This window comes from Microbacterium sp. NPDC089695 (assembly GCF_044749085.1).
GTDB lineage: Bacteria > Actinomycetota > Actinomycetes > Actinomycetales > Microbacteriaceae > Microbacterium.
Genome location: NZ_JBIVHG010000001.1, coordinates 2,646,691 through 2,669,428, shown reverse-complemented (window position 1 = coordinate 2,669,428; position 22,738 = coordinate 2,646,691). Strand labels below are relative to the sequence as shown.

Genomic DNA, 22,738 nt, shown 5'->3' with positions numbered 1-22,738 from the left:
ATGGTGACGCAGAGCCGACGCATCGCGCGCGTGCTCCTCGAGTCGCCGCTCCCGCAGTTGGATCGGCTGTTCGACTACGCGCTGCCCGACGAGATCGTCGACGTCGTTCCGGGCACGCGTGTGCGCGTGCCCTTGCGCACCGCAGGACGCGTGGTCGACGGGTACATCGTCGAGCTCGACACCGAGAGCGATGCCGACCGCGCGCTGTCCGAGGTCGAGAGCGTCGTCTCGGCGATCCCGGTGCTGCCGGATCGGCTCTATCGTCTCGCTCGCAAGGTCGCGGATCGCGCGGCGGGCTCCGCATCCGACATCCTGCGCCTGGTCATCCCGAAGCGGCAGGTGCGGGTCGAGAAGGCCTGGACGGCGGATTCCCCTGGCGTGACTCCGACGGACGAGTCGGCGGCGCACGCCGCAGACGTCGTCGGTCAGTACGAGGGGCTGGCCGAGGTGCTCGACACGGGCGGGCGCGCAGCCGTCGAGGCGATCCCGGTCGCCAGCGACGGACATCAGGGGTGGACCGAGCTGCTGGCCTCGGCCGCAGCGCGGATGCTGGGGGCGGGGGAGTCCAGCATCCTCATCGTGCCCGATCACCGCGACCTCGACCGGCTTCTCGACGCCCTGGTCGACCTGATCCCGACCGAAGCGCTCGTCCGCCACGACTCGCGACAGAGCAACCCCGATCGCTACCGGGCGTTCCTTCGGACACTCGAGGATGCGCCGTGCGTCGTGGTCGGCAATCGCTCGGCCGTCTACTCACCGGTGCGGGCCGGTCTGGTGGCCATCTGGGACGACGGCGACTCCCTCCTCGGCGAACCCCTCGCGCCCTACGTCCACGCGCGGGACGCTGCACTGCTGCGGCAGGAGCAGGAGGGGTCGGCGCTCCTGTTCGTCGGCCACACCCGCACGACCGACGTGGAGCGGCTGGTGGCGCGAGGCTGGTTGCGTGACGTCCGCGCCGCGCGCCGCGTCCTGCCGCGCGTGGTGCTCAGCACCCCGCAAGACATGGAGCAGCCCACGCCGCAGCGGTTGCCCTCGTCGGCGTTCCTGTCCGCTCGCGCGGCGGCCGCGGAGGGTCCGGTCCTCGTGCAGGTCTCCCGACCAGGCTTCGCGCCGTCGCTGGTGTGCGCGGAGTGCCGGGCCCCGGCGCGATGCGCGCACTGCGGAGGTCCGCTCGGCGCGACCCATCGCGGCGCGGTGCCGGTGTGCGGCTGGTGCGGCCGTGGGGCGCGCGCCTGGTCCTGCCCACACTGCTCGTCGACGAAGCTCCGTCTGGCCTCTTCGGGCAGCGAGCGCACGGCAGACGAGCTCGGCAAGGCGGTCCCCGGCATCCGCGTGATCGTGGCGGACTCCGCGCACCCCGTCGAGCGGGTCGCGGACAAGCCAGCCCTCGTCGTCGCCACCCGAGGAGCCGAACCGCTCGCGGACGGCGGCTACCGGGCCGTGGTGCTGCTCGACGGCCCGCGGATGCTGCAGGCGCCCGACCTCCGCGTCGGCGAGTCGTGTCTGCGCTGGTGGTCGAATGCCGCGGCACTGGCCGCTCCCGGTGCGCCCATCCACCTCGTCGGTGTCGACGGCGCTGTCGCGCGAGCTCTCGCGACCTGGAATCAGCCCGCCTACGCGCGCGGCGAGCTCGCGGAACGCGACCCCCTGCACATGCCGCCAGCGGCCCGGGTCGCCCTCGTCGAGGGCTCTGCGGCTGCCGTGGGGCGGGCTCTCGCGGCGATCGGCGATCTGTCGCTGCCCCCCGACGCGATCCTGGGCCCCGTTCCCCTCGACACCGATGACGTCCCGCCGCGCGTCCGCGCTCTGGTCCGCTTCGACTACGGAGCAGGTGCACGGGTCTCGTCGGCCCTGCGTGCCGCGGTCGTCGCCGAGGCGATGAACGCCCGCCGCGGCAAGGGGCGTTCGTCGCGCAGCACACTCTCGGTCCGTCTCGATATCCTCGATCCAGAGCTCTGACCGGCCCGTCGCCGCTCATCCCGTTCACCAGCATCCCTCCGGAGCACCTTCATGCGTCTCGTCTTCGCCGGCACTCCCGCCGCCGCCGTCCCCACCCTCCGCCGTCTCGCGGCCGAGCACGATATCGCGGCGGTGGTCACCCGCCCCGATGCTCCTCTGGGGCGCAAGCGCGTTCTCACCCCGTCGCCGGTCGCACAGGCCGCTCACGAGCTGGGGCTCCCCGTGATCCCGGCCGCCCGGCTCGACGAGGAGGCGACGGCGCGGATCTCACTGCTGGAGCCGGAGCTCGGCGTGATCGTCGCCTACGGCGGACTCGTGCGCGAACCGCTCCTCTCGATCCCGACCGCGGGATGGATCAACCTGCACTTCTCGTTGCTGCCGCGCTGGCGCGGCGCTGCCCCCGTGCAGCGTGCGCTGATGGCCGGAGACGCGCGGATCGGCGCGAGCGTGTTCCAACTCGTCCCGGCCCTCGACGCGGGCGATGTGTTCGCGATGCGCGAGGTGGAGGTGCCCGCGGATGCGACCGCCGCGACGGCGCTCGACATCCTCGCCGTCGACGGTGCGGCCCTCACGGCGGAGGTCGTGTCCGGCATCGCCGACGGCACGGCCCGATCCGTCGCGCAGGAGGGTGAGGTCACCGTCGCTCCGAAGCTCACGCTCGACGACGGCGCCCTCGACTGGACGGCGCCGCGTCATCGGGTGTTCGCGCGCTATCGCGGCGTCACGCCGGAGCCGGGCGCGCACACGACGATCGACGGCCAGCGTCTCAAGATCATCGAGGCCGCGCTCGGAACCGACGGCACGGATGCACCGGTGCTGGGTCCCGGCGAGGTGGCGGCGACGAAGACCTCACTCCTGATCGGCACGGCGGATGCTCCGCTGGTCGTCACGCGGGTGCAGCCGGCGGGCAAGGGAGCCATGAACGCCGTCGACTGGTGGCGCGGACAGCGCGGTGCCGAAGGGATGAGGTTCGGCGCATGAGCGCACGTGACGAGCGCCGTGGGGGCCGTCGACCGTCCCGTGTACCGCAGCGCGGGGTCCAGCCGGCGCGCCGCGTGGCGTTCGATGTGCTGCGCGCGGTCTCGGATGCCGACGCCTACGCGAACCTCATGCTCCCCTCGGCGATCGCCGACGCCGGACTCTCGCCGCAAGACGCGGCACTCGCGACCGAGCTCACCTATGGGACCCTCCGCCGCCGCGGCACGTACGACGCCGTGATCTCCGCAGCGGCCGACCGCTCGACGGACGACATCGATCCCGCGGTCCTCGACGCGCTGCGCCTCGCCGTCCATCAACTGCTCGCGACGCGCGTCGCCTCGCACGCGGCGGTCAACGAATCCGTGAACCTGATCGCGGCGGCGCAGGGGCGTGGGGCGGCAGGTTTCGCCAACGCCGTACTTCGTCGCATCGCCCGCGAGACGCCGGGCCAGTGGCAGGAGCGCATCGAGTCGTCGGCACGTTCCGACGACGAGCGCCTCGCGTTGCGCACCGCGCATCCCGTCTGGGTGATCCGCGCACTGCGCCGCGCCCTCGCCGCAGAAGACCGCGTGGACGAGCTCGACGCGCTGCTCGACGCCGACAACGCCTCGCCCGAGGTCACCCTGGTCGCGTTGCCGGGTCTCGCCGAGCCGGGCGAGCCGCGGAGGCCCTACGCGCCGACCGCCTACGGATCGCCGGGCGGTGATCCTCATGGCATCGTCGCAGCATCGCGCGGCACGGTGCGGGTCCAGGACGAAGGTTCGCAGCTGGTCGCTCTCGCCCTCGCCGAGGCGACGCCGGTCCGCGCGGGGGAGCGGTGGCTCGACCTGTGCGCCGGTCCCGGCGGCAAGACCGCACTGCTCGCCGCGATCGCCCACCGGCACGGTGTCGCCCTGGAGGCCAACGAGGTCGTCCCCGCACGGGCCGGACTCGTGCGCAACGCGCTGCGCGCGGTTCCCGGCGACGTCGTGGTGCACGAGGAGGACGGACGCGTCCTGGCCTCGGAGCGCCCCGGCGCGTTCGACCGGATCCTCGTCGACGCCCCGTGCACGGGACTCGGGGCGCTGCGCCGCCGTCCGGAGGCGCGGTGGCGCAAGACCCCCGCCGACGTCGCCGAACTCGTGCCGCTGCAGGTGGAGCTGCTGTCGGCCGCCGTCGAGGCGCTCGCTCCGGGCGGCATCGTCGCCTACGTGACCTGCTCGCCCCATCTCGCCGAGACGACCGGCGTCGTCCAGGAGGTCCTGCGCACCCGTGCGGACCTCACGGAGCTGGACGCCCGCGCGATCGTCGCCGAGCTCGCTGACTCTCCGATCGACCTGGCGACGGACGGATCGGGGCGCGTGCAGCTGTGGCCGCACCGCCACGGCACCGACGCGATGTTCCTCGCGCTCCTCCAGCGCGATCCCGCCTCCGGAACCGCGTGAGCGCGGACGATCAGAGAGACTAGACCCGTGGACCTTCCCGACGCCCCTCGCATCAATCCCAGCATCCTCGCCGCCGACTTCGTGAACATGCAGCGCGATCTCGCGCGCATCGCCACCGCGGACTTCGCGCACGTCGACGTCATGGACAACCATTTCGTGCCGAACCTCACGTTCGGTCCGCAGATGGTCGAGCGCATCCAGGCGACGAGCCCGATCCCGCTCGACGTGCATCTGATGATCACCGATCCCGACCGCTGGGCGCCCGCGTACGCCGAGCTGGGGGCTGCGAGCGTGACGTTCCATCTCGAAGCGGCGGCCGATCCGATCTCCCTCGCTCGCGCTCTGCGCGCCATGGGCGCACGCGCCGGCGTCGCGATCAAGCCCGACACTCCCGCCGAGGGCCTGTATCCCGTGCTGGACGAATTCGACCAGATCCTCGTGATGACCGTCGAGCCCGGTTTCGGCGGACAGGGCTTCATGCCCGAGACCATGCCGAAGCTGCGCGCGCTGGCCGACGAGGCGAAGCGCCGCGGGTCCGACGTCTGGCTGCAGGTCGACGGTGGCATCTCGGACGCGACGATCGAGCAGGCGGCGGCTGCCGGCGCCGACACGTTCGTCGCAGGCTCTGCCGTGTACGGCGCTGACGATGTCGAGGCGGCCGTCACCCGGCTCAGGGACCGCGCGCGAGCCGCTAGCCTGGAATCGTGAAGACTTTCGACGAGCTGTTCGCCGAGCTCAGCCACAAGGCCGAGACCCGACCCGAGGGTTCGGGCACGGTCGCCGAGCTCGACGGCGGCGTGCACACGATCGGCAAGAAGATCGTCGAAGAGGCCGCCGAGGTGTGGATGGCGTCGGAGTACGAGTCCGACGAGTCCGCGGCCGAGGAGATCTCGCAACTGCTCTACCACGTGCAGGTGATGATGATCGCGAAGGGTCTGACCCTTCAGGACGTCTACCGACATCTGTGATGCGCCCCGCCCCATTCACTCCGAACTGAAGGCTGCACCATGCTGCGCATCGCTGTCCCCAACAAGGGCTCTCTCTCCGAGACGGCCGCCGAGATGCTCGCGGAGGCCGGCTACGCCGGACGCCGTGACCCCAAGACCCTGCACGTGATCGACGCCGAGAACGACGTCGAATTCTTCTTCCTCCGTCCCAAGGACATCGCGACGTACGTCGGATCCGGAGCGATCGACGTCGGGATCACCGGCCGCGATCTGCTGCTGGACGCCCGCATGCCCGGAGCGCGCGAGATCGAGGCGCTCGGCTTCGCCGGGTCGACCTTCCGCTTCGCGGCGCCGTCGGGTCGCTACACCGACGTGTCCGAGCTCGACGGACTGCGCATCGCGACCTCGTATCCGGGGCTCGTCGACGCGTTCCTCGACGAGCGCGGCATCGCAGTCGACCTGGTGCCGCTCGACGGCGCCGTCGAGTCGGCCGTGCGTCTCGGTGTGGCGGACGCGGTCGCCGACGTGGTCGAGACCGGCACGACGCTGCGACAGGCGGGCTTGGACGTGTTCGGCCCGGTCATCCTGGAGTCCGAGGCCGTGCTGATCGCAGGTCCGCACGACGCCGAGGGCTCCGAGACGCTCCTGCGTCGCCTGCGCGGCGTGATGGTCGCCCGCCGGTTCGTGATGATCGACTACGACCTGCCGGTCGCGCTGCTCGACGACGCCGTGAAGGTGGCCGGCGGCATCGAGTCGCCGACCGTGTCGCCGCTGCGCGACCCGGAATGGGTGGCCGTGCGCGTCATGGTCGCCCGCTCGCGGGTCAACCCCGTGATGGACGAGCTCTACGCTCTCGGCGCCCGAGCGATCCTCGTCACGGCGATCCACAACGCGAGGCTCTGATGACCCTCGCCAGCCGTGTCATCCCGTGCCTCGACGTCGCCGAGGGCCGGGTCGTGAAGGGCGTGAACTTCGAGAACCTCCGCGACATGGGCGACCCCGTCGAGCTCGCACGGCACTATGCAGCCCAGGGGGCGGACGAGATCACCTTCCTCGACGTCACGGCGACCGTCGACGCGCGCGCGACGACCTACGATGTGGTGCAGCGCACGGCAGAGCAAGTGTTCGTGCCGCTGACCGTCGGCGGGGGAGTGCGCTCGGTCGAGGATGTCGCCCGGCTGCTCTCGGTCGGGGCGGACAAGGTCGGTCTGAACTCCGCGGCGATCGCCCGACCCGACCTGATCGGCGAGATCGCCGACCGCTTCGGCGCTCAGGTGCTCGTACTGTCGCTCGATGTCAAGCGCGGTGGCAGCACCGCCTCCGGATTCGTGGTGACGACGCACGGCGGACGCACGCAGACCACGCTCGACGCGCTCGAGTGGGCGCGTGAGGCCGCCGAGCGCGGCGCCGGCGAGCTCCTCGTGAACTCGATCGATGCCGACGGCACCAGGGACGGGTTCGACCTCGAGCTCGTGTTCCTCATGCGCGAGGTCGCCTCGGTCCCCGTGATCGCCTCGGGCGGCGCGGGCAAGGCCGAGGACTTCGCCCCGGCGATCGCAGCGGGCGCGGATGCCGTGCTCGCCGCAAGCGTCTTCCACACGGGCGCGCTCACCGTCGGCGACGTCAAGGACGCGATGCGCGGCGAAGGGGTGATCGTCCGATGACCACGGTCGAGGAGCGCATCGCGCAGGTCGCCTTCAACGCCGACGGCCTCGTGCCCGCCATCGTGCAGCAGTGGGACACGTCCGAGGTGCTCATGCTCGCGTGGATGGACGCCGAGGCGCTGCGTCGCACGCTCACGACGGGCCGGGCCGTCTACTGGTCGCGGTCGCGCCAGGAGTACTGGCGCAAGGGCGACACGTCCGGTCACATCCAGGTCGTCCACGAGGCGCGCCTCGACTGCGACGGCGACGCCGTGCTGCTGCGCGTCGACCAGACCGGACCCGCCTGCCACACCGGCACCAGGACCTGCTTCGACACGACGGATCTGGATGCCGTCGACGGGAGCGCGATCGCATGAGCATCGCTCGTCGCGGCCGCATGATCGGCGTGTTCGGCTTCCTCCTGTCCGGCGCGATCGGCATCATCTCGTCGACCCAGACCTGGCTCACGGTGGAGCGCGCGGATGCCGGTGAGGCGATCCTCGTGCCGGGGGCGTCCGCGCTCCCGCTCCTCGCTCCGCTGAGCCTCGCGGTGCTGGCCCTCGGCGTCGCGATGTCGATCGTCGGACATGTGCTCCGCCTCGTCTTCGGCGTCCTGGGCCTCGCGAGCGCGCTGTTCCTCGCATGGACCACGGTGCAGCTGTTCCTCGATGAGCCGCTCTCGGCCGTGCGCACCACCGTCACCGAGACGACGGGTCTCGCAGGCGATGCCGCGGTCGCCGGCGTGGTCCGCTCCATCACGCTCTCGGCGTGGCCGGTCATCGCGCTCGTCGGCTGGATCCTGCTGGTCTTCGCCTCGATCGTCGTGGTCCTCACGTGGCGTCGGTGGAAGTCCGGTGGCCGTCGCTACCGCACCGACGCGCCGCACGGAACCGAGAGCACCGGCCCCGTCGACGCGATCGACTCGTGGGACGACCTGTCGCGCGGAACCGATCCGACGCGCTGACCCCGATAGACTGAATCCGATCCCGCACGCCGTCCCCGGAGGAGACCATGACCAACCCGATCGCCGACCCCGGCCACGGACACTCGCCTGCAGCCTGGACGGCCGTCATCATCATGCTGGTCGGCTTCACGATCGGCACGGTCGGCTTCTGCTTCGCGGAGTTCAGCCCGCTCTGGGTCGCGCTGATCTGGATCGGCGCGGCGCTCGTCCCCGTCGGTGCGATCGCGGGATGGGTCCTCGCCCGAGCGGGTTACGGCGTGAAGGGCCCCAAGTACTCGCCGAAGGCGCACTAGTGGTCCTCGCCGACCTCACGGCCGGCGCAGTCGCAGACGCGGAACGCCGCTCCCTCACACGGCCTCTGGCCGAGGTCGAGCGCGACGCGCTGGCGCGCCCCGCGGCGAAGGACGCCCTGTCGTTCCTCGCACCCGCCGACCGGGTCAAGATCATCGCCGAGGTCAAGCGTGCGAGCCCGTCGCGCGGCGCCCTCGCCCAGATCCCCGATCCCGCCCACCAGGCCTCGCTGTACGAGACCGGCGGCGCGTCCGCGATCAGCGTCCTCACGGAAGAGCGCCGATTCGGCGGCAGCCTGGCCGACCTCGAGGCCGTCACGGCACGGGTCTCGCTCCCGGTGCTCCGCAAGGACTTCATCGCGACGCGATACCAGGTGCTCGAAGCCCGTGCGGCGGGGGCCGATCTCGTGCTGCTCATCGTGGCGGGTCTCGAGCCGGCCGTGCTGCGGGACCTCTTCGGCTTCATCGGAGACCTCGGCATGACCCCGCTCGTCGAGACGCACTCGGCCGACGAGCTCGAGGCGGCGATCGACCTCGGGTCTCCGCTGATCGGCGTCAACGCCCGCGACCTGAAGACCCTGGAGCTCGACCGCGACCTGTTCGGGCGCCTGGTCGAGCGCATCCCCGACACTGCGGTGAAGATCGCCGAGTCGGCGGTGCTCACCCCCGCCGATGTCGTGCACTACCGCTCCGCAGGAGCCGATGTCGTGCTGATCGGCGAGGCGCTCGTGACCGGCGACCCGGTCTCCACCCTCAAGACCTTCCTGGAGGCGTGATGAGTCTGCGTGACCAGCACGGTCCCTTGTTCGGCGAGTACGGCGGCAGGTACATGCCCGAGTCGCTCATCGCCGCGATCGACGAGTTGACCGAGGCGTATGCCGCCGCGATCGCCGACCCGGCCTTCCGGGCCGAGCTCGCTGGGTTGCTGGGTTCCTACGCCGGTCGCCCGTCGCCGATCACCGAGGTCGCGCGGTTCGCCGAGCACGCCGGAGGCGCGCGCGTCTTCCTGAAGCGCGAGGACCTCAACCACACCGGGTCGCACAAGATCAACAACGTGCTGGGACAGGCGCTGCTCACCAAGCGCCTGGGCAAGACCCGGGTGATCGCCGAGACCGGCGCGGGCCAGCACGGCGTCGCGACGGCGACGGCAGCGGCTCTGTTCGGCCTCGAGTGCACGATCTACATGGGCGAGGTCGACACCGAGCGCCAGGCCCTCAACGTGGCGCGCATGCGACTGCTGGGCGCCGAGGTGATCCCGGTGACGTCGGGCTCCCGCACGCTGAAGGACGCGATCAACGACGCGTACCGCGACTGGGTCGCGACCGTCGAGACGACGAACTACATCTTCGGCACCGCCGCAGGCCCGCACCCGTTCCCGGCGATGGTGCGCGATTTCCAGAAGGTCATCGGCGAAGAGGCGCGCGAGCAGCTCCTCGCCGAGGTCGGTCGCCTGCCCGATGCCGTGATCGCGTGCGTCGGCGGCGGGTCGAACGCGATCGGGATGTTCGACGCGTTCCTCGACGACGAGAGCGTGAAGCTCTACGGGGTCGAGGCGGCCGGCGACGGCGTGGACACTCCCAAGCACGCGGCCTCGATCGAGCGTGGCCGACCCGGTGTGCTGCACGGCGCGAAGACCTACGTGCTCCAGGACGACGACGGCCAGACCGTCGAGTCGCACTCGATCTCCGCGGGCCTCGACTACCCGGGCGTCGGACCGGAGCACTCCTGGCTCGCCGACATCGGCCGAGCGGAGTACATCCCCGCCACCGACGACGAGGCGATGCAGGCTCTCCGCCTGCTCAGCCGCACCGAGGGCATCATCCCCGCGATCGAGTCCGCGCACGCTCTCGCCGGCGCCCTGCGCCTCGGCCGGGAGCTGGGACCGGATGCCGTTCTCGCGGTGTGCCTGTCGGGCCGCGGCGACAAGGACATGGACACCGCCGCGCGGTACTTCCATCTCTACGACGAGTCGGCCCGGGAGCACGACGTCGCGCAGGAGAGCGCGGCGGAGGATGCGACCTCGAAGGGGGAGCCCCAGCTATGAGCCGTGTGGAAGAGGCCATCGCCGCCGCGCACGCCGCCGGACGCAGCGCCTTCGTCGGCTACCTGCCGGTCGGATTCCCCGATCTCGAGACGAGCATCCAGGCGGCGATCACCCTCGCCGAGAACGGTGTCGACATCATCGAACTGGGCCCGCCCTACAGCGACCCCGTGATGGACGGCGCGGTGATCCAGGAGGCGACGACCGCGGCACTCGCGAACGGGTTCAAGATGAAGGACCTGTTCACGGCGGTGCGTGCGATCACGGCGGCCACCGACGTACCCGTGCTCGTGATGACGTACTGGAACCCCGTGTTCCAGTACGGCGTCGACCGTTACGCCGACGATCTGCTCGCGGCAGGCGGCGCAGGACTCATCACGCCCGACATCACTCCCGAGGCGGCAGGGGAGTGGATCTCGGCCAGCGAGCGCACCGGACTCGACCGTGTCTTCCTCGCGGCGCCGACATCGTCCGACGAACGACTCGACCTCGTGGTCGCGTCGTCGACGGGATTCGTCTACACCGTCTCGACCATGGGCATCACCGGCGAACGCGCCGAGCTCGACCGCGCGGCCCGCACGTTGGTGGGACGCCTGCGCGATCACGGCGTCACGCGCGCCTGCGTCGGCATCGGCATCTCCACGGCCGAGCAGATCGCCGGCGTGTCCGAATACGCCGACGGCGCGATCGTCGGCACCGCGCTCGTCCGCGCCCTCCGCGACGGCGGCCTTCCGGCCCTCGCCGACGTCACCCGCACCCTGGCCTCCGGCACGTCGTCGGCACGCCCCGTACACGAGAACTAGAATCGCACTCATGTCCCTCGCGCTCTCCAGCAGCCTCACCGGTGTGCTCGCCAGCATCCCCAGCCCGCCCGTCGCCTACATCGACGTGTGGCCGGGACTCCGCATCCACTTCTACGCGCTGTGCATCATCGCCGGCATCATCGCGGCGGTCCTGCTGACCAATCACCGCCTGACCCGTCGAGGCGCGGAGCCCTGGGTCGTGATCGACATCTCGATCCTCGCCGTGCCGCTCGCGATCGTCGGCGCGCGCATCTTCCACGTGGTGACCCACCCGAACGACTACTTCGGCGAGGGACTCAACACCTGGAACCCCTTCGAGCCCGGATCGGTCTGGGCCATCTGGGAGGGCGGCATCGCGATCTTCGGCGCCCTGATCGGCGGAGCGATCGGCGCCTACCTCGGATGCCGGTGGACCGGCATCCGCTTCTGGACCTTCGCGGACGCACTCGCTCCCGGCCTGCTGCTGGCTCAGGCGATGGGGCGCTTCGGCAACTGGTTCAACCACGAGCTCTTCGGCCTCCCGACGGATCTCCCGTGGGGCCTCGAGATCGAGTCCACGAACTCGGCGTTCCCTCCGGGCCTGCCCGAGGGCACGCTGTTCCACCCGACCTTCCTGTACGAGGTCATCTGGAACACACTCGGCGTCATCGTGCTGCTCTGGCTCACACGCAAGGTCACGAGCCTGCAGTGGGGGAGGACCTTCGCGATCTACCTGATCTGGTACTCCGCCGGGCGCATCCTCTGGGAGTCGATCCGCATCGATCCGAGCGAGATCATCTTCGGCCTGCGGAGCAACGTCCTCGCCGCGATCATCGGCGTCCTGGTCGGCCTCGCGATCCTCGTCGTGCAGTCGCGCCGTCACCCCGGTCTCGAGCCGTCGCCGTACCAGCCGGGTCGCGGACGGAAGGATCTGGCCGCTGATGTAGACTCGCAGGACAATCCCTCCGACTTCGTGGACCTGAGTGAGCCTCCGTCCGAAGAAGTCGCCGCAGGAGCCAGCGCCACAAGCACCGCTCCCACGGGCACGGACGGCTCCCGATAGCAGCCGACCGGTCCGTGAGGACCCATCGCATTCACCCGGCCAATGACGTCCCCGGGTCATCCGCAGATCTGAGGACGGTTCAGGTGTACTTTCAGCCTCCGTACGGCGCGTCCGGCGCCTACCCGCCCAAGCAGGGCATGTACAACCCCGCGTTCGAGAAGGACGCGTGCGGTCTGGCCATGGTCGCCACCCTGCGCGGCGAGGCCGGGCACGACATCATCGCGTTGGCCCTCGAGGCCCTCCGCAACCTGGAGCACCGCGGTGCGATCGGGTCGGATGCCGGCACCGGCGACGGTGCGGGCATCCTGACGCAGATGCCCGACGCGTTCCTGCGCGAGGTGACGGAGTTCGAGCTCCCGCCCGTCGGCGAGTACGCCGCGGGCCTCGCCTTCCTGCCGCGCGATTCGAGCGTGCGCCGGGAGCAGAAGGCGGGCATCGAGAAGATCGCCCGCTCCGAGGGTCTCCGTGTGCTCGGCTGGCGCGAGGTGCCGACCGTCAACGAGCACCTCGGAAAGCTCGCCGACGAGGCGCGCCCGGCCTTCGAGCAGCTGTTCGTGAGCGCCGGCGGCGCGAGCCACTCCGACGCGCCTCTCACCGGCATCGCGCTCGACCGCGTCGCCTACCGCCTGCGCAAGCGCGCCGGTCACGAGCTCGGCGCCTACTTCGTCTCGCTGTCCGCGCGGACGCTGGGCTACAAGGGCATGGTCACGACCCTGCAGCTCGAGCCGTTCTACCCCGACCTGCAGGACGAGCGCTTCATGTCGGAGCTCGCCGTCGTGCACTCGCGGTACTCGACCAACACGTTCCCGTCGTGGCCGCTCGCGCAGCCGCTGCGTATGCTCGCGCACAACGGTGAGATCAACACGGTCGGCGGCAACCGCAACTGGATGCGCGCGCGCCAGTCGCAGCTCGAGTCCGAGCTCCTCGGCGACGTGGCTCCGCTGCTGCCGATCTGCACCGACGGCGCGAGCGACTCCGCGTCCTTCGACGAGGTCCTCGAACTGCTCACGCTCACGGGTCGCAGCCTGCCGCACGCGATCATGATGATGGTGCCGGAGGCCTACGAGAAGCAGGCCGACATCACCCCGGAGCTGCGCTCGTTCTACGAGTACCACTCCAACCAGATGGAGCCGTGGGACGGCCCGGCGGCCCTGATCTTCACGGACGGCACCCTCGTCGGAGCCACGCTCGACCGCAACGGGCTGCGCCCCGGCCGCTGGACCGAGACCACCGACGGCCTGATCGTGATCGGCTCGGAGACCGGCGTGCTCACCTTCGAGCCCGAGCGCATCAAGCGCCGCGGCCGCCTGCAGCCCGGCAAGATGTTCCTCGTCGACACCGCCCAGCAGCGGATCATCGAGGACGAGGAGATCAAGCGCGACCTCGCGACCATGCATCCGTGGCAGGAGTGGTTGGACGCCGGATCCGTGCGTCTCGCCGACCTCCCGGAGCGCGAGCACATCGTGCACCCGCCCGCATCGATCACGCGTCGTCAGCGCACCTTCGGCTACACCGAGGAAGAAGTGCGCATCCTCCTGACCCCGATGGGGCAGACCGGAGTCGAGCCGCTCGGCGCCATGGGGTCCGACACGCCGATCGCGGTGCTGAGCAAGCGTCCGCGCCTGCTGTTCGACTACTTCACGCAGCAGTTCGCGCAGGTCACCAACCCGCCGCTCGACTCGATCCGCGAAGAGGTCGTGACGAGCCTGAAGCTCGGCCTCGGCCCCGAGAGCAACCTGCTCACCTGGGGGCCCGACCACACGCGCACGGTGTCGCTCGACTTCCCGGTGATCGACAACGACGAGCTCGCGAAGATCCGTCACATCGACAAGGCTCTTCCCGACCGCTCCGCCGTCACGGTGAAGGGGCTCTACCACTTCGACGTGGGCTCGAACACGCTCGAGAAGCGTCTCGAGGAGATGTGCGACGAGGTCGACAAGGCGATCGCCGACGGCGCGGAGTTCATCATCCTGTCCGACCGCGACTCGAACAAGGACCTCACGCCGATCCCGTCGCTGCTCATGGTGTCGGCGGTGCATCACCACCTGATCCGCCGTGAGAACCGCATGAAGGTCGGTCTGATCGTCGAAGCCGGCGATGTGCGCGAGGTGCACCACGTCGCGACGCTGATCGGCTACGGCGCATCCGCCATCAACCCGTACCTCGCCATGGAGACGGTCGAGCACCTCGTGCGCACCGGCTACATCACCGGCATCAACCCCGAGAAGGCGGTCAAGAACCTCATCTACGCGCTCGGCAAGGGCGTGCTGAAGATCATGTCGAAGATGGGCATCTCGACCGTGGCGTCCTACGCGGGCGCGCAGGTGTTCGAGGCCGTCGGCCTCAGCGAGGAGTTCATCGACAAGTACTTCACGCGCACCGAGTCGAAGCTCGGCGGCATCGGGATCTCCGAGATCTTCGCCGAGAACCAGGCCCGTCACGACTACGCCTACCCCGAGGACGCCGCGGCCCGCGCGCACGAGCGTCTGTGGACGGGCGGGGAGTACCAGTGGCGCCGCGACGGCTCGCCGCACCTGTTCAACCCCGAGACGGTGTTCAAGCTGCAGCACGCGACGCGCGAGCGCCGCTACGACATCTTCCGCGACTACACGCGTCTCGTCGACGATCAGGCGTCCGAACTCAAGACGCTGCGCGGGCTGTTCACGCTCCGCACCGGCACGCGCAAGCCCGTGCCGCTCGACGAGGTCGAGCCGGTCTCCGCGATCGTGAAGCGCTTCTCCACGGGAGCGATGAGCTACGGCTCGATCTCGAAGGAAGCGCACGAGACCCTCGCGATCGCCATGAACCGCATCGGCGGCAAGTCGAACACCGGTGAGGGCGGCGAGGACTCCGACCGCCTGATCGACCCCGAGCGGCGCAGCGCGATCAAGCAGGTCGCGTCCGGCCGCTTCGGCGTCACGAGCCTCTACCTCACCGAGGCGGACGACATCCAGATCAAGCTCGCGCAGGGCGCCAAGCCCGGCGAGGGCGGTCAGCTGCCGCCGCAGAAGGTGTACCCCTGGGTCGCCCGCACGCGCGGCGGCACGCCCGGCGTCGGACTCATCTCGCCGCCGCCGCACCACGACATCTACTCGATCGAGGATCTGAAGCAGCTGATCTTCGATCTGAAGAGGGCGAACCCTGAGGCGCGGATCCACACCAAGCTGGTCAGCCAGTCGGGCATCGGGGCGGTGTCGGCGGGTGTCGCGAAGGCGCTCAGCGACGTCATCCTCGTCTCCGGACACGACGGCGGCACGGGTGCGAGCCCGATGAACTCGCTCAAGCACGCCGGGACGCCATGGGAGCTGGGGCTCGCCGAGACCCAGCAGACCCTCATGCTGAACGGTATGCGCGACCGCGTGGTCGTGCAGGTCGACGGTCAGCTCAAGACCGGCCGCGACGTCGTGATCGGCGCTCTGCTGGGCGCTGAGGAGTTCGGCTTCGCCACCGCCCCGCTCGTGGTGAGCGGATGCATCATGATGCGCGTCTGCCACCTCGACACCTGCCCGGTGGGCGTCGCGACGCAGAACCCGATTCTGCGCGAGCGCTTCACGGGCAAGCCCGAGTTCGTCGTGAACTTCATGGAGTTCATCGCGGAAGAGGTGCGCGAGCTGCTCGCAGAGCTCGGCTTCCGCTCGCTCGACGAGATCATCGGTCGCGCAGAGCTCATCGAGGTCGACGCGGCGGTCGAACACTGGAAGGCCGAGGGTCTCGATCTCAGCCCGGTGCTCGACGGGCCGGCGTTCCCCGCCAGCGAGCCGCGGCGCAGCCGTCGGTCGCAGGACCACGAGCTCGACAAGCACTTCGACGTGCAGCTGATCGACGTCGCGAAGTCGGCGCTCCTCAACGGAGAGCCGGTCGTGGTCGAGCTGCCCATCGCGAACACGGAGCGCGCGGTCGGCACCATGCTGGGGCACCAGGTCACGTCGCGCCACGGCGCGAACGGGCTGCCGCGCGGCACGATCGACGTCACGCTGCACGGCACGGCGGGTCAGTCGCTCGGAGCGTTCCTGCCGTCGGGCATCGTGCTCCGCCTGGAAGGCGATGCGAACGACTACGTCGGCAAGGGGCTCTCCGGTGGCGACATCACCGTGCGCCCACCGCGTGGGTCGTCGATCGCTCCTCAGCACAACGTGATCGCGGGCAACGTGATCGGCTACGGTGCGACGGCGGGCACGATGTTCCTGTCGGGCGTCGTGGGGGAGCGGTTCCTGGTGCGCAACTCCGGTGCGACCGCCGTCGTCGAGGGCGTGGGCGACCACGCGCTCGAGTACATGACCGGCGGTGTCGCGGTGATCCTCGGCACCACCGGCCGCAATCTCGGCGCGGGGATGTCTGGCGGTGTGGCGTACATCCGCTCGCTCGACACCGGCAAGATCAATGCGCAGTCGCTCGGCAGCGGCGAGCTCCTGCTCGAGCCGCTCGACCGTGCCGACCTCGAAGTGCTCCGCAGTCTGATCGCCGAGCACGTGGAGCGCACGGCGTCGCCGCTGGGCTCCGACATCCTCGCCCGGTTCGACGAGATCTCGAGCGAGTTCACCAAGGTTCTCCCGCGCGACTACGCCGCCGTGCGCAGCATGCGCGAGGAGGCCGTCGCGGAGGGCATCGACCCCGACGGCGACATCGTCTGGAACCGGATCCTGGAGGTGACCGGTGGCTGATCCCAAAGGTTTTCTGAAGGTCACGGAGCGCGAGCTCCCGGCCCGGCGCCCCGTCCCGGTGCGCATCATGGACTGGAAAGAGGTCTACGAGGCCGGCGACCAGGCCGTGCTCAAGCGGCAGGCCGGGCGCTGCATGGACTGCGGCGTGCCGTTCTGCCATCAGGGCTGCCCGCTCGGCAACCTGATACCCGAGTGGAACGATCTGACCTGGCGCGGCGAGGGCCGTGCGGCCATCGACCGGCTGCACGCCACGAACAACTTCCCGGAGTTCACGGGTCGTCTGTGCCCTGCTCCCTGTGAGAGCTCGTGCGTGCTCGGCATCAACCAGCCGGCCGTCACGATCAAGCAGATCGAGCAGTCGATCATCGACGAGGCGTTCGCGAAGGGCTGGGTCGAGCCCCAGCCGCCGGCTCGCCTGACCGGCAAGACCGTCGCGGTCGTCGGTTCGGGGCCCGCCGGCCTCGCCGCCGCGCAGCAGCTCACCCGCGCCGGGCACACCGTCGCCGTGTTCGAGCGCGACGACCGCATCGGCGGCCTGCTCCGGTACGGCATCCCCGACTTCAAGATGGAGAAGGGGCAGCTGGAGGCGCGCCTGCGCCAGATGCAGGAAGAGGGCACGCGGTTCCGTGCCGGCGTCGAGATCGGCAAGGACATCACGTGGGCCGACCTCCGGGCACGCTACGACGCGGTCGTGATCGCGACCGGGTCGACGGTTCCGCGTGATCTCCCGATCCCGGGGCGCGACCTCGACGGCGTGCACTTCGCCATGGAGTACCTGGTCGAGTCGAACCACGCGGTCGCGGGTGACAAGGTCACCGAGCAGATCACCGCCGAGGGCAAGCACGTCATCGTGATCGGTGGCGGCGACACCGGAGCCGACTGCATCGGCACAGCACACCGTCAGGGCGCCCTCAGCGTCACCAACCTGGCGATCGGCATGCAGCCCGGAACCGAGCGTCCCGCGCACCAGCCGTGGCCGATGATGCCGACGATCTTCGAGGTCTCCTCCGCTCATGAAGAGGGCGGCGAGCGGGTCTTCCTCGCCTCGACGGTCGAGTTCCTGTCGAACGACGTCGGCGAGGTCCGCGCGCTGCGCGTGGCCGAGACCGAGTACGTCGACGGCCGTCGCGTGCCCAAGAGCGGCACCGAGCGCGAGATCCCCGCCGACCTCGTGCTCATCGCGATGGGCTTCACGGGTCCCGAGCAGGACGGCTTCACCGACGACACGCTGCCGCAGGTCACCGATCGCGGTGCCTTCCGCCGCGACGACAGCTATGAGTCGACGGTTCCCGGCGTGTTCGTCGCGGGCGACGCCGGTCGTGGCCAGTCGCTCATCGTGTGGGCGATCGCCGAGGGCCGTGCGGCCGCGGCGAACGTCGATCGCTTCCTCATGGGCGAGACCGTGCTCCCGGAGCCGGTGCGCCCGCATGAAGTCGCGATCGCCCTCTAGCCCGCGTAGGCTGAGCGCGGCACCGTCGCCTGATTTCCATCCCCCACTTCTACCCTGGAGAATCCGTTGAGACGCGCGAAAATCGTCGCCACCCTGGGCCCTGCTACATCCACCTACGAGACCGTGCGCGCGCTGATCGACGCCGGTGTGGACGTCGCACGCCTCAACCTCAGCCACGGCGACTACTCCGTGCACGAGAACAACTACGCGAACGTGCGCCGCGCCGCTGACGATGCGGGCCGTGCGGTCGCGATCCTCGTCGACCTCCAGGGCCCGAAGATCCGTCTCGGCAAGTTCGAGGGCGGACCCTACGAACTCGCCAAGGGCGACATCTTCAAGATCACGACCGAAGACATCATCGGCAACAAGGACATCTCGGGCACCACGTTCAAGGGTCTGCCGCAGGATGTCTCGCCCGGTGACTTCCTCCTGATCGACGACGGCAAGGTGCGCGTGGAGGTCGTCGAGACCGACGGCGTCACCGTCACGACCCGCGTCGTCGTCGCCGGCGCGGTCTCGAACAACAAGGGCATCAATCTTCCCGGCGTCGCCGTGAACGTCCCCGCGCTGAGCGAGAAGGACGAGGAGGACCTCCGCTGGGGCCTGCGCATCGGCGCCGACCTCATCGCGCTGTCGTTCGTGCGCAACGCGGAGGACGTCACCCGCGTGCACGAGATCATGGCCGAGGAGGGCGTGCGCGTCCCCGTGATCGCCAAGGTCGAGAAGCCCCAGGCGGTCGATGCGCTCGAGGGTATCGTCGACGCGTTCGACGCGATCATGGTCGCCCGTGGCGACCTGGGCGTCGAGCTGCCGCTGGAGGCCGTCCCGATCGTGCAGAAGCGTGCGGTGGAGCTGGCGCGCCGCATGGCGAAGCCCGTCATCGTGGCCACTCAGATGCTCGAGTCCATGATCAACAGCCCGGTGCCGACCCGCGCCGAGACGTCGGACGTCGCGAACGCCGTGCTCGACGGCGCCGACGCCGTGATGCTGTCGGGCGAGACCAGCGTCGGCGACTATCCGGTCGTCGTCGTCGAGACCATGGCCCGCATCATCGAGTCCACCGAGGAGCACGGACTCGAGCGCATCGCGAAGCTGACGACGAAGCCGCGCACGCAGGGTGGAGCGATCACCCTCGCCGCCCTCGAGGTCGCGGAGTTCGTCGAGGCGAAGTTCCTCTGCGTGTTCACCCAGTCCGGTGATTCCGCACGCCGCCTGTCGCGCCTGCGCTCGCGCATCCCGATGCTGGCGTTCACGCCCGAGCCCGACATCCGTCGCCGCATGGCTCTCACCTGGGGCATCCAGTCGAGCCTCGTCGACATGGTGCAGCACACCGACCTGATGTATCTGCAGGTCGACGACTATCTGCTGAAGAACGGTCTCGCCGCCGAGGGCGACAAGGTCGTCGTGATCTCCGGATCCCCTCCCGGCATCGTCGGCTCCACCAACGACATCCGCGTCCACAAGGTCGGGGATGCCGTGAACGGTGCTGCGCCGATCTATCAGAAGGCCTCGGTCTGACCTGATCAGCCCGTCACGAAGGGGAAGGAGCGCACGCTCCTTCCCCTTCGTCGTGCACGGTGTCAGCGCCAGGAGGCGCCGCAGGTCGTCGCGGGTGGACGCCCGGCGGTCACGTCGGCGAGCCAGACGAGCATGTCCGGGAGCGCGGCGTACGCGGCGAGCCCATGGTTCACGCCGCGATAGCGATGGAAGTCGACGTCAGCGCCCTGTGAGCAGAGCAGGGCGACGTAGTCCTCCGTCGCCGCCGGTCGCACGAGCTCGTCGGCGAGGCCCTGCCCGACGAAGATCGGCACGTCGATGGGGGAGGAGCCTGCGCTGTTCTCGCTCAGCAGGGTCTTCCACGGCTCGGTGGTCGCCGGGTCGCTCGTGACGTAGCCCCCGACGAGCGGATCTGCGATCTCGTGGATCTCGGAGACTTCGGAGAGCAGGCACATCGACGCCATCGTCGGTGTCGCCGACGCTCCCGCCGTCGTGAGGATCGACGACAGCGCTCCGTCGGGGTAGTCGGCGCCATAGGCGGTCTCGTAGGCGGGTATCGCGTACGACGCGATCGTCACACCCGAGACGTCGATGATGTCGTCGCTCATGAGCTGGGTGAGGTCGGCGGCCGGAGCCGCGACCGCGACCCCGTGCAGGGTGAGGTCGGGGGCGTACGACGCCGCGCGCTCGGCCGCGAAGAGCACGGCCTGCCCACCCTGCGAATGCCCCCAGAGGACGACATCCGTGCCGATGCCCGTCGCTCGGATGCTGTGCGCGGCGCGTACGGCATCGAGGACGCTGTTGGACTCCGGTACCCCGAGCAGGTACGAGGAGTCGCCGGGGACGCCGAGCCCCGGATAGTCCGGTGCGACCACCGCGTATCCGGCGAGCAGGAACTCGTGCACACCTTCCATGAGCTGGAACGGGTCTACCCCCAGCGACGGTGCACATCGTGTCGCCGCCCCCGTCGTGGGGTGCCCCGAGGCGATGCTCACGCGCCCCGTGTCCGGCGCGGGAACATCCGGCACGATCACGACGGCGGAGGCGGCGACGTCCTTCCCCGCGAGGTCCCGTGTGTGATAGATCACGCGCCAGGCGGTCGACCCGAGCGGAGCGCTGTCGATCTCCTCGGAGCGGATCACGGCACCGGGATCCCCGGCGGGCAGGGGCTCCGGTACGCGATAGAACCCGGCATCCGAGACGAGATCCGCCTCGCCCTCGACGTGCCGACGGATCGCGTCCGCGGCGAAGACGCCGGCGGCGACGACGATCACCGCCAGGATGCCGAGGAACACGCGGCGGCGGTGGCGGGTGCGGCTCCAGATGTCGGCGGCGGGACGGGCATGCATGATGACTGTCTAGCGCAGGATCGCCGGGGTGAACAGCGCCGGTCTCATCGCACGACGCGATAGCGCAGCTGCACGTTCGGCGATCCGTCGAACGTGCGCGCCTCCTGCAGCGCGAGCGATGCGGGCGTCGTGTGGAGCGGGACGCCGGAGCCGAGAGTCGTGGGGCTGACCATCACGTGGAGATCGTCCAACAGCCCGGCGGCGAGCAGTGCGTCGCGCAGCACACCGCTCGCGAAGAGCAGGATGCTCCCGTCGCCGTCTGCGCGAGCCGCGCGCAGCCACTCGAGGGCGTCGTCGCGGGCGATTCGTGTCGTCGTCGACGCCCAGGCGTTGTCGGGTGCGATGTCGCCGCTGTCGCTCACGACGACCTTGGCCACGGCGTTGAACGCCCGGCTGATGGCACGGTTGGTGTCGTCGAGGGCGCGTCCCTCCGGCGAGTCGGGGTCGGCGGGGGTCGGCGCGTCGGCGATGAACGGCCAGGACGCGCTGAAGCCGTCGAAGGAGGTGCGACCGAGCATCACCACGTCCGCGCCCTCGATGTCCTCGAGGTTCATGCGATCGAAGGCCTCGTCCATGTGCAGCACGAGCGGGTTCCCGACGGCGTCCGCGACGAACCGGTCGAGTGAGGCGATGGTGTTGGCGATGACCTGACGCATGGTGTCCTCCTGGTGTGCGGGACCCCGTGGATGGGGCCCTCACCTGATGAGAGACGTCCTCTCGCGCGGATTCATCGGTCGACCGTGAATCCGCCAGGAATCGGCCATCGGGCGACGAGATCCGGATCGATGAACGTGGCGATCCAGCGGACGGCTCCGGCGTCGATGTGCAGCACCATGATCGCACCGCGGCGCCAGGATCCCTCGTGGAGCTGATGGCCGAGCAGCGCCGGATGGCCGTTCACGTCGTCGATCCACGACACACGCCAGGGCGTCGCGAGCACGCGGTGCCGGAGGAAGGATGCGACGTCGCTCACCCCGTCGAACCATGCCGGCAGCGGCGGCATGGTGAACCGGACGTCGTCGGCGAGAAGAGCGACGACTGCGTCGACGTCGGCCTCGGCGAACGCCCGGGCGAACTCGGCGGCGACGGCACGATCGGCGTCGGACGGCCCCGAGGCCGGGGAACGCGAAGGACCCTTCAGGGTCGATCGGGCGCGTTGGAGCGCACTGTCGACCGCAGGCCGGGATGTGTCGAGCAGCGCCGCGATCTCGACGGACGAGAAAGACAGTGCATCCTTGAGAACAACTGCGGCGCGCTGCAGGGGAGGGAGCCGCTGCAGCGCGGCGAGCCAGGCGAGTTCGATGTGCTCGCGTCGGAGCGAGAGGTCCGCCGGTGTCGGGAGCGGGTCGATCCAGAGACGGTCCACGGGATCGGCGAGCTCCGCGCCCGGATCGGCCGCCGTCGCCGCTTCCCAGGAGAGCAGTCGCGGTCCGGCTCGTTCGGCGGCGCGGAGCGCCGCGCGTGTCGTCGTCGTGTACAGCCATGCGCGGAGCGCCGAGCGCGCGCGCAGTCCGCCGAGTCCGCGCCAGGCGGCGAGCATCGCGTCCTGCACGGCGTCCTCGGCGTCCGCACGGCTCCCGAGCACTCGGTAGGCGTGGATGATCAACTCCGAGCGATGCGGGGCGACGAGCCGATCGAACGCCGCGCCGTCGCCGTCCTGCGCCGCTGCGAGGTCATCCATGCGTCCGAT

The 22,738-nt window shown here is 70.1% G+C and carries 20 protein-coding genes; 17 read left to right on the top strand and 3 right to left on the bottom strand.

What is annotated here, in order from left to right; translation table 11 throughout:
• From ACIPYT_RS12860 to pyk, 17 genes are all read left to right on the top strand, one after another.
• A complete protein-coding gene (locus tag ACIPYT_RS12860; protein ID WP_401074579.1) occupies positions 1 to 1,959 on the top strand; it encodes a primosomal protein N' in 1,959 nt (652 codons plus the stop codon).
• 51 nt (positions 1,960 to 2,010) lie between these two features.
• Positions 2,011 to 2,940: a methionyl-tRNA formyltransferase gene (gene fmt, locus ACIPYT_RS12855; protein WP_401074577.1), complete on the top strand. Its 930-nt coding sequence runs from the start codon at positions 2,011 to 2,013 to the stop codon at positions 2,938 to 2,940.
• Complete coding sequence (locus ACIPYT_RS12850) at positions 2,937 to 4,361, top strand: RsmB/NOP family class I SAM-dependent RNA methyltransferase (protein ID WP_401074574.1); 1,425 nt, start codon at positions 2,937 to 2,939, stop codon at positions 4,359 to 4,361. The genes fmt and ACIPYT_RS12850 overlap by 4 nt, the downstream gene beginning before the upstream one ends.
• A gap of 27 nt (positions 4,362 to 4,388) precedes the next feature.
• Complete coding sequence (gene rpe, locus ACIPYT_RS12845; RefSeq protein ID WP_401074572.1) at positions 4,389 to 5,069, top strand: ribulose-phosphate 3-epimerase; 681 nt, start codon at positions 4,389 to 4,391, stop codon at positions 5,067 to 5,069.
• Positions 5,066 to 5,329: a phosphoribosyl-ATP diphosphatase gene (locus ACIPYT_RS12840; RefSeq protein WP_401074569.1), complete on the top strand. Its 264-nt coding sequence runs from the start codon at positions 5,066 to 5,068 to the stop codon at positions 5,327 to 5,329. The genes rpe and ACIPYT_RS12840 overlap by 4 nt, the downstream gene beginning before the upstream one ends.
• A gap of 39 nt (positions 5,330 to 5,368) precedes the next feature.
• Positions 5,369 to 6,211: an ATP phosphoribosyltransferase gene (gene hisG, locus ACIPYT_RS12835; protein ID WP_401074567.1), complete on the top strand. Its 843-nt coding sequence runs from the start codon at positions 5,369 to 5,371 to the stop codon at positions 6,209 to 6,211.
• On the top strand, positions 6,211 to 6,972 hold the full coding sequence (hisF, locus tag ACIPYT_RS12830) for an imidazole glycerol phosphate synthase subunit HisF (protein WP_401074565.1): 762 nt from the start codon (positions 6,211 to 6,213) through the stop codon (positions 6,970 to 6,972). The genes hisG and hisF overlap by 1 nt, the downstream gene beginning before the upstream one ends.
• Entirely contained in the window at positions 6,969 to 7,328 is a 360-nt protein-coding gene (hisI, locus tag ACIPYT_RS12825) for a phosphoribosyl-AMP cyclohydrolase (RefSeq protein ID WP_401074562.1), read from the top strand. The genes hisF and hisI overlap by 4 nt, the downstream gene beginning before the upstream one ends.
• A complete protein-coding gene (locus ACIPYT_RS12820; RefSeq protein WP_401074559.1) occupies positions 7,325 to 7,915 on the top strand; it encodes a Trp biosynthesis-associated membrane protein in 591 nt (196 codons plus the stop codon). Before hisI ends, ACIPYT_RS12820 begins: the two co-directional genes overlap by 4 nt.
• 47 nt (positions 7,916 to 7,962) lie before the next feature.
• Positions 7,963 to 8,208, top strand: coding sequence for an HGxxPAAW family protein (locus ACIPYT_RS12815; RefSeq protein ID WP_401074556.1), 246 nt, complete (start codon positions 7,963 to 7,965; stop codon positions 8,206 to 8,208).
• The gene (gene trpC, locus ACIPYT_RS12810) at positions 8,208 to 8,981 is read left to right on the top strand and encodes an indole-3-glycerol phosphate synthase TrpC (RefSeq protein ID WP_401074553.1); all 774 of its coding nucleotides are present in this window, start codon (positions 8,208 to 8,210) and stop codon (positions 8,979 to 8,981) included. Before ACIPYT_RS12815 ends, trpC begins: the two co-directional genes overlap by 1 nt.
• Entirely contained in the window at positions 8,981 to 10,249 is a 1,269-nt protein-coding gene (gene trpB / locus ACIPYT_RS12805) for a tryptophan synthase subunit beta (protein WP_401074550.1), read from the top strand. Before trpC ends, trpB begins: the two co-directional genes overlap by 1 nt.
• Complete coding sequence (trpA, locus tag ACIPYT_RS12800) at positions 10,246 to 11,049, top strand: tryptophan synthase subunit alpha (RefSeq protein WP_401074548.1); 804 nt, start codon at positions 10,246 to 10,248, stop codon at positions 11,047 to 11,049. The genes trpB and trpA overlap by 4 nt, the downstream gene beginning before the upstream one ends.
• Positions 11,050 to 11,059: 10 nt before the next feature.
• Entirely contained in the window at positions 11,060 to 12,091 is a 1,032-nt protein-coding gene (gene lgt, locus ACIPYT_RS12795; RefSeq protein WP_401074545.1) for a prolipoprotein diacylglyceryl transferase, read from the top strand.
• 137 nt (positions 12,092 to 12,228) lie between these two features.
• Complete coding sequence (gene gltB, locus ACIPYT_RS12790; protein ID WP_401074849.1) at positions 12,229 to 16,752, top strand: glutamate synthase large subunit; 4,524 nt, start codon at positions 12,229 to 12,231, stop codon at positions 16,750 to 16,752.
• Positions 16,745 to 18,202: a glutamate synthase subunit beta gene (locus tag ACIPYT_RS12785; protein WP_401074542.1), complete on the top strand. Its 1,458-nt coding sequence runs from the start codon at positions 16,745 to 16,747 to the stop codon at positions 18,200 to 18,202. Before gltB ends, ACIPYT_RS12785 begins: the two co-directional genes overlap by 8 nt.
• A gap of 66 nt (positions 18,203 to 18,268) precedes the next feature.
• On the top strand, positions 18,269 to 19,720 hold the full coding sequence (pyk, locus tag ACIPYT_RS12780; RefSeq protein WP_401074539.1) for a pyruvate kinase: 1,452 nt from the start codon (positions 18,269 to 18,271) through the stop codon (positions 19,718 to 19,720).
• A 62-nt stretch (positions 19,721 to 19,782) separates the two neighbouring features.
• Here pyk and ACIPYT_RS12775 read toward each other — a convergent pair whose 3' ends face one another.
• The 3 genes from ACIPYT_RS12775 to ACIPYT_RS12765 form a co-directional block, all read right to left on the bottom strand.
• The gene (locus tag ACIPYT_RS12775) at positions 19,783 to 21,048 is read right to left on the bottom strand and encodes an alpha/beta fold hydrolase (RefSeq protein ID WP_401074536.1); all 1,266 of its coding nucleotides are present in this window, start codon (positions 21,046 to 21,048) and stop codon (positions 19,783 to 19,785) included.
• Positions 21,049 to 21,092: 44 nt separating this feature from the next.
• Complete coding sequence (locus ACIPYT_RS12770) at positions 21,093 to 21,704, bottom strand: dihydrofolate reductase family protein (protein ID WP_401074534.1); 612 nt, start codon at positions 21,702 to 21,704, stop codon at positions 21,093 to 21,095.
• 71 nt (positions 21,705 to 21,775) lie between these two features.
• On the bottom strand, positions 21,776 to 22,729 hold the full coding sequence (locus ACIPYT_RS12765) for an RNA polymerase subunit sigma-70 (RefSeq protein WP_401074531.1): 954 nt from the start codon (positions 22,727 to 22,729) through the stop codon (positions 21,776 to 21,778).
• Between the last annotated feature and the right edge of the window lie 9 nt (positions 22,730 to 22,738).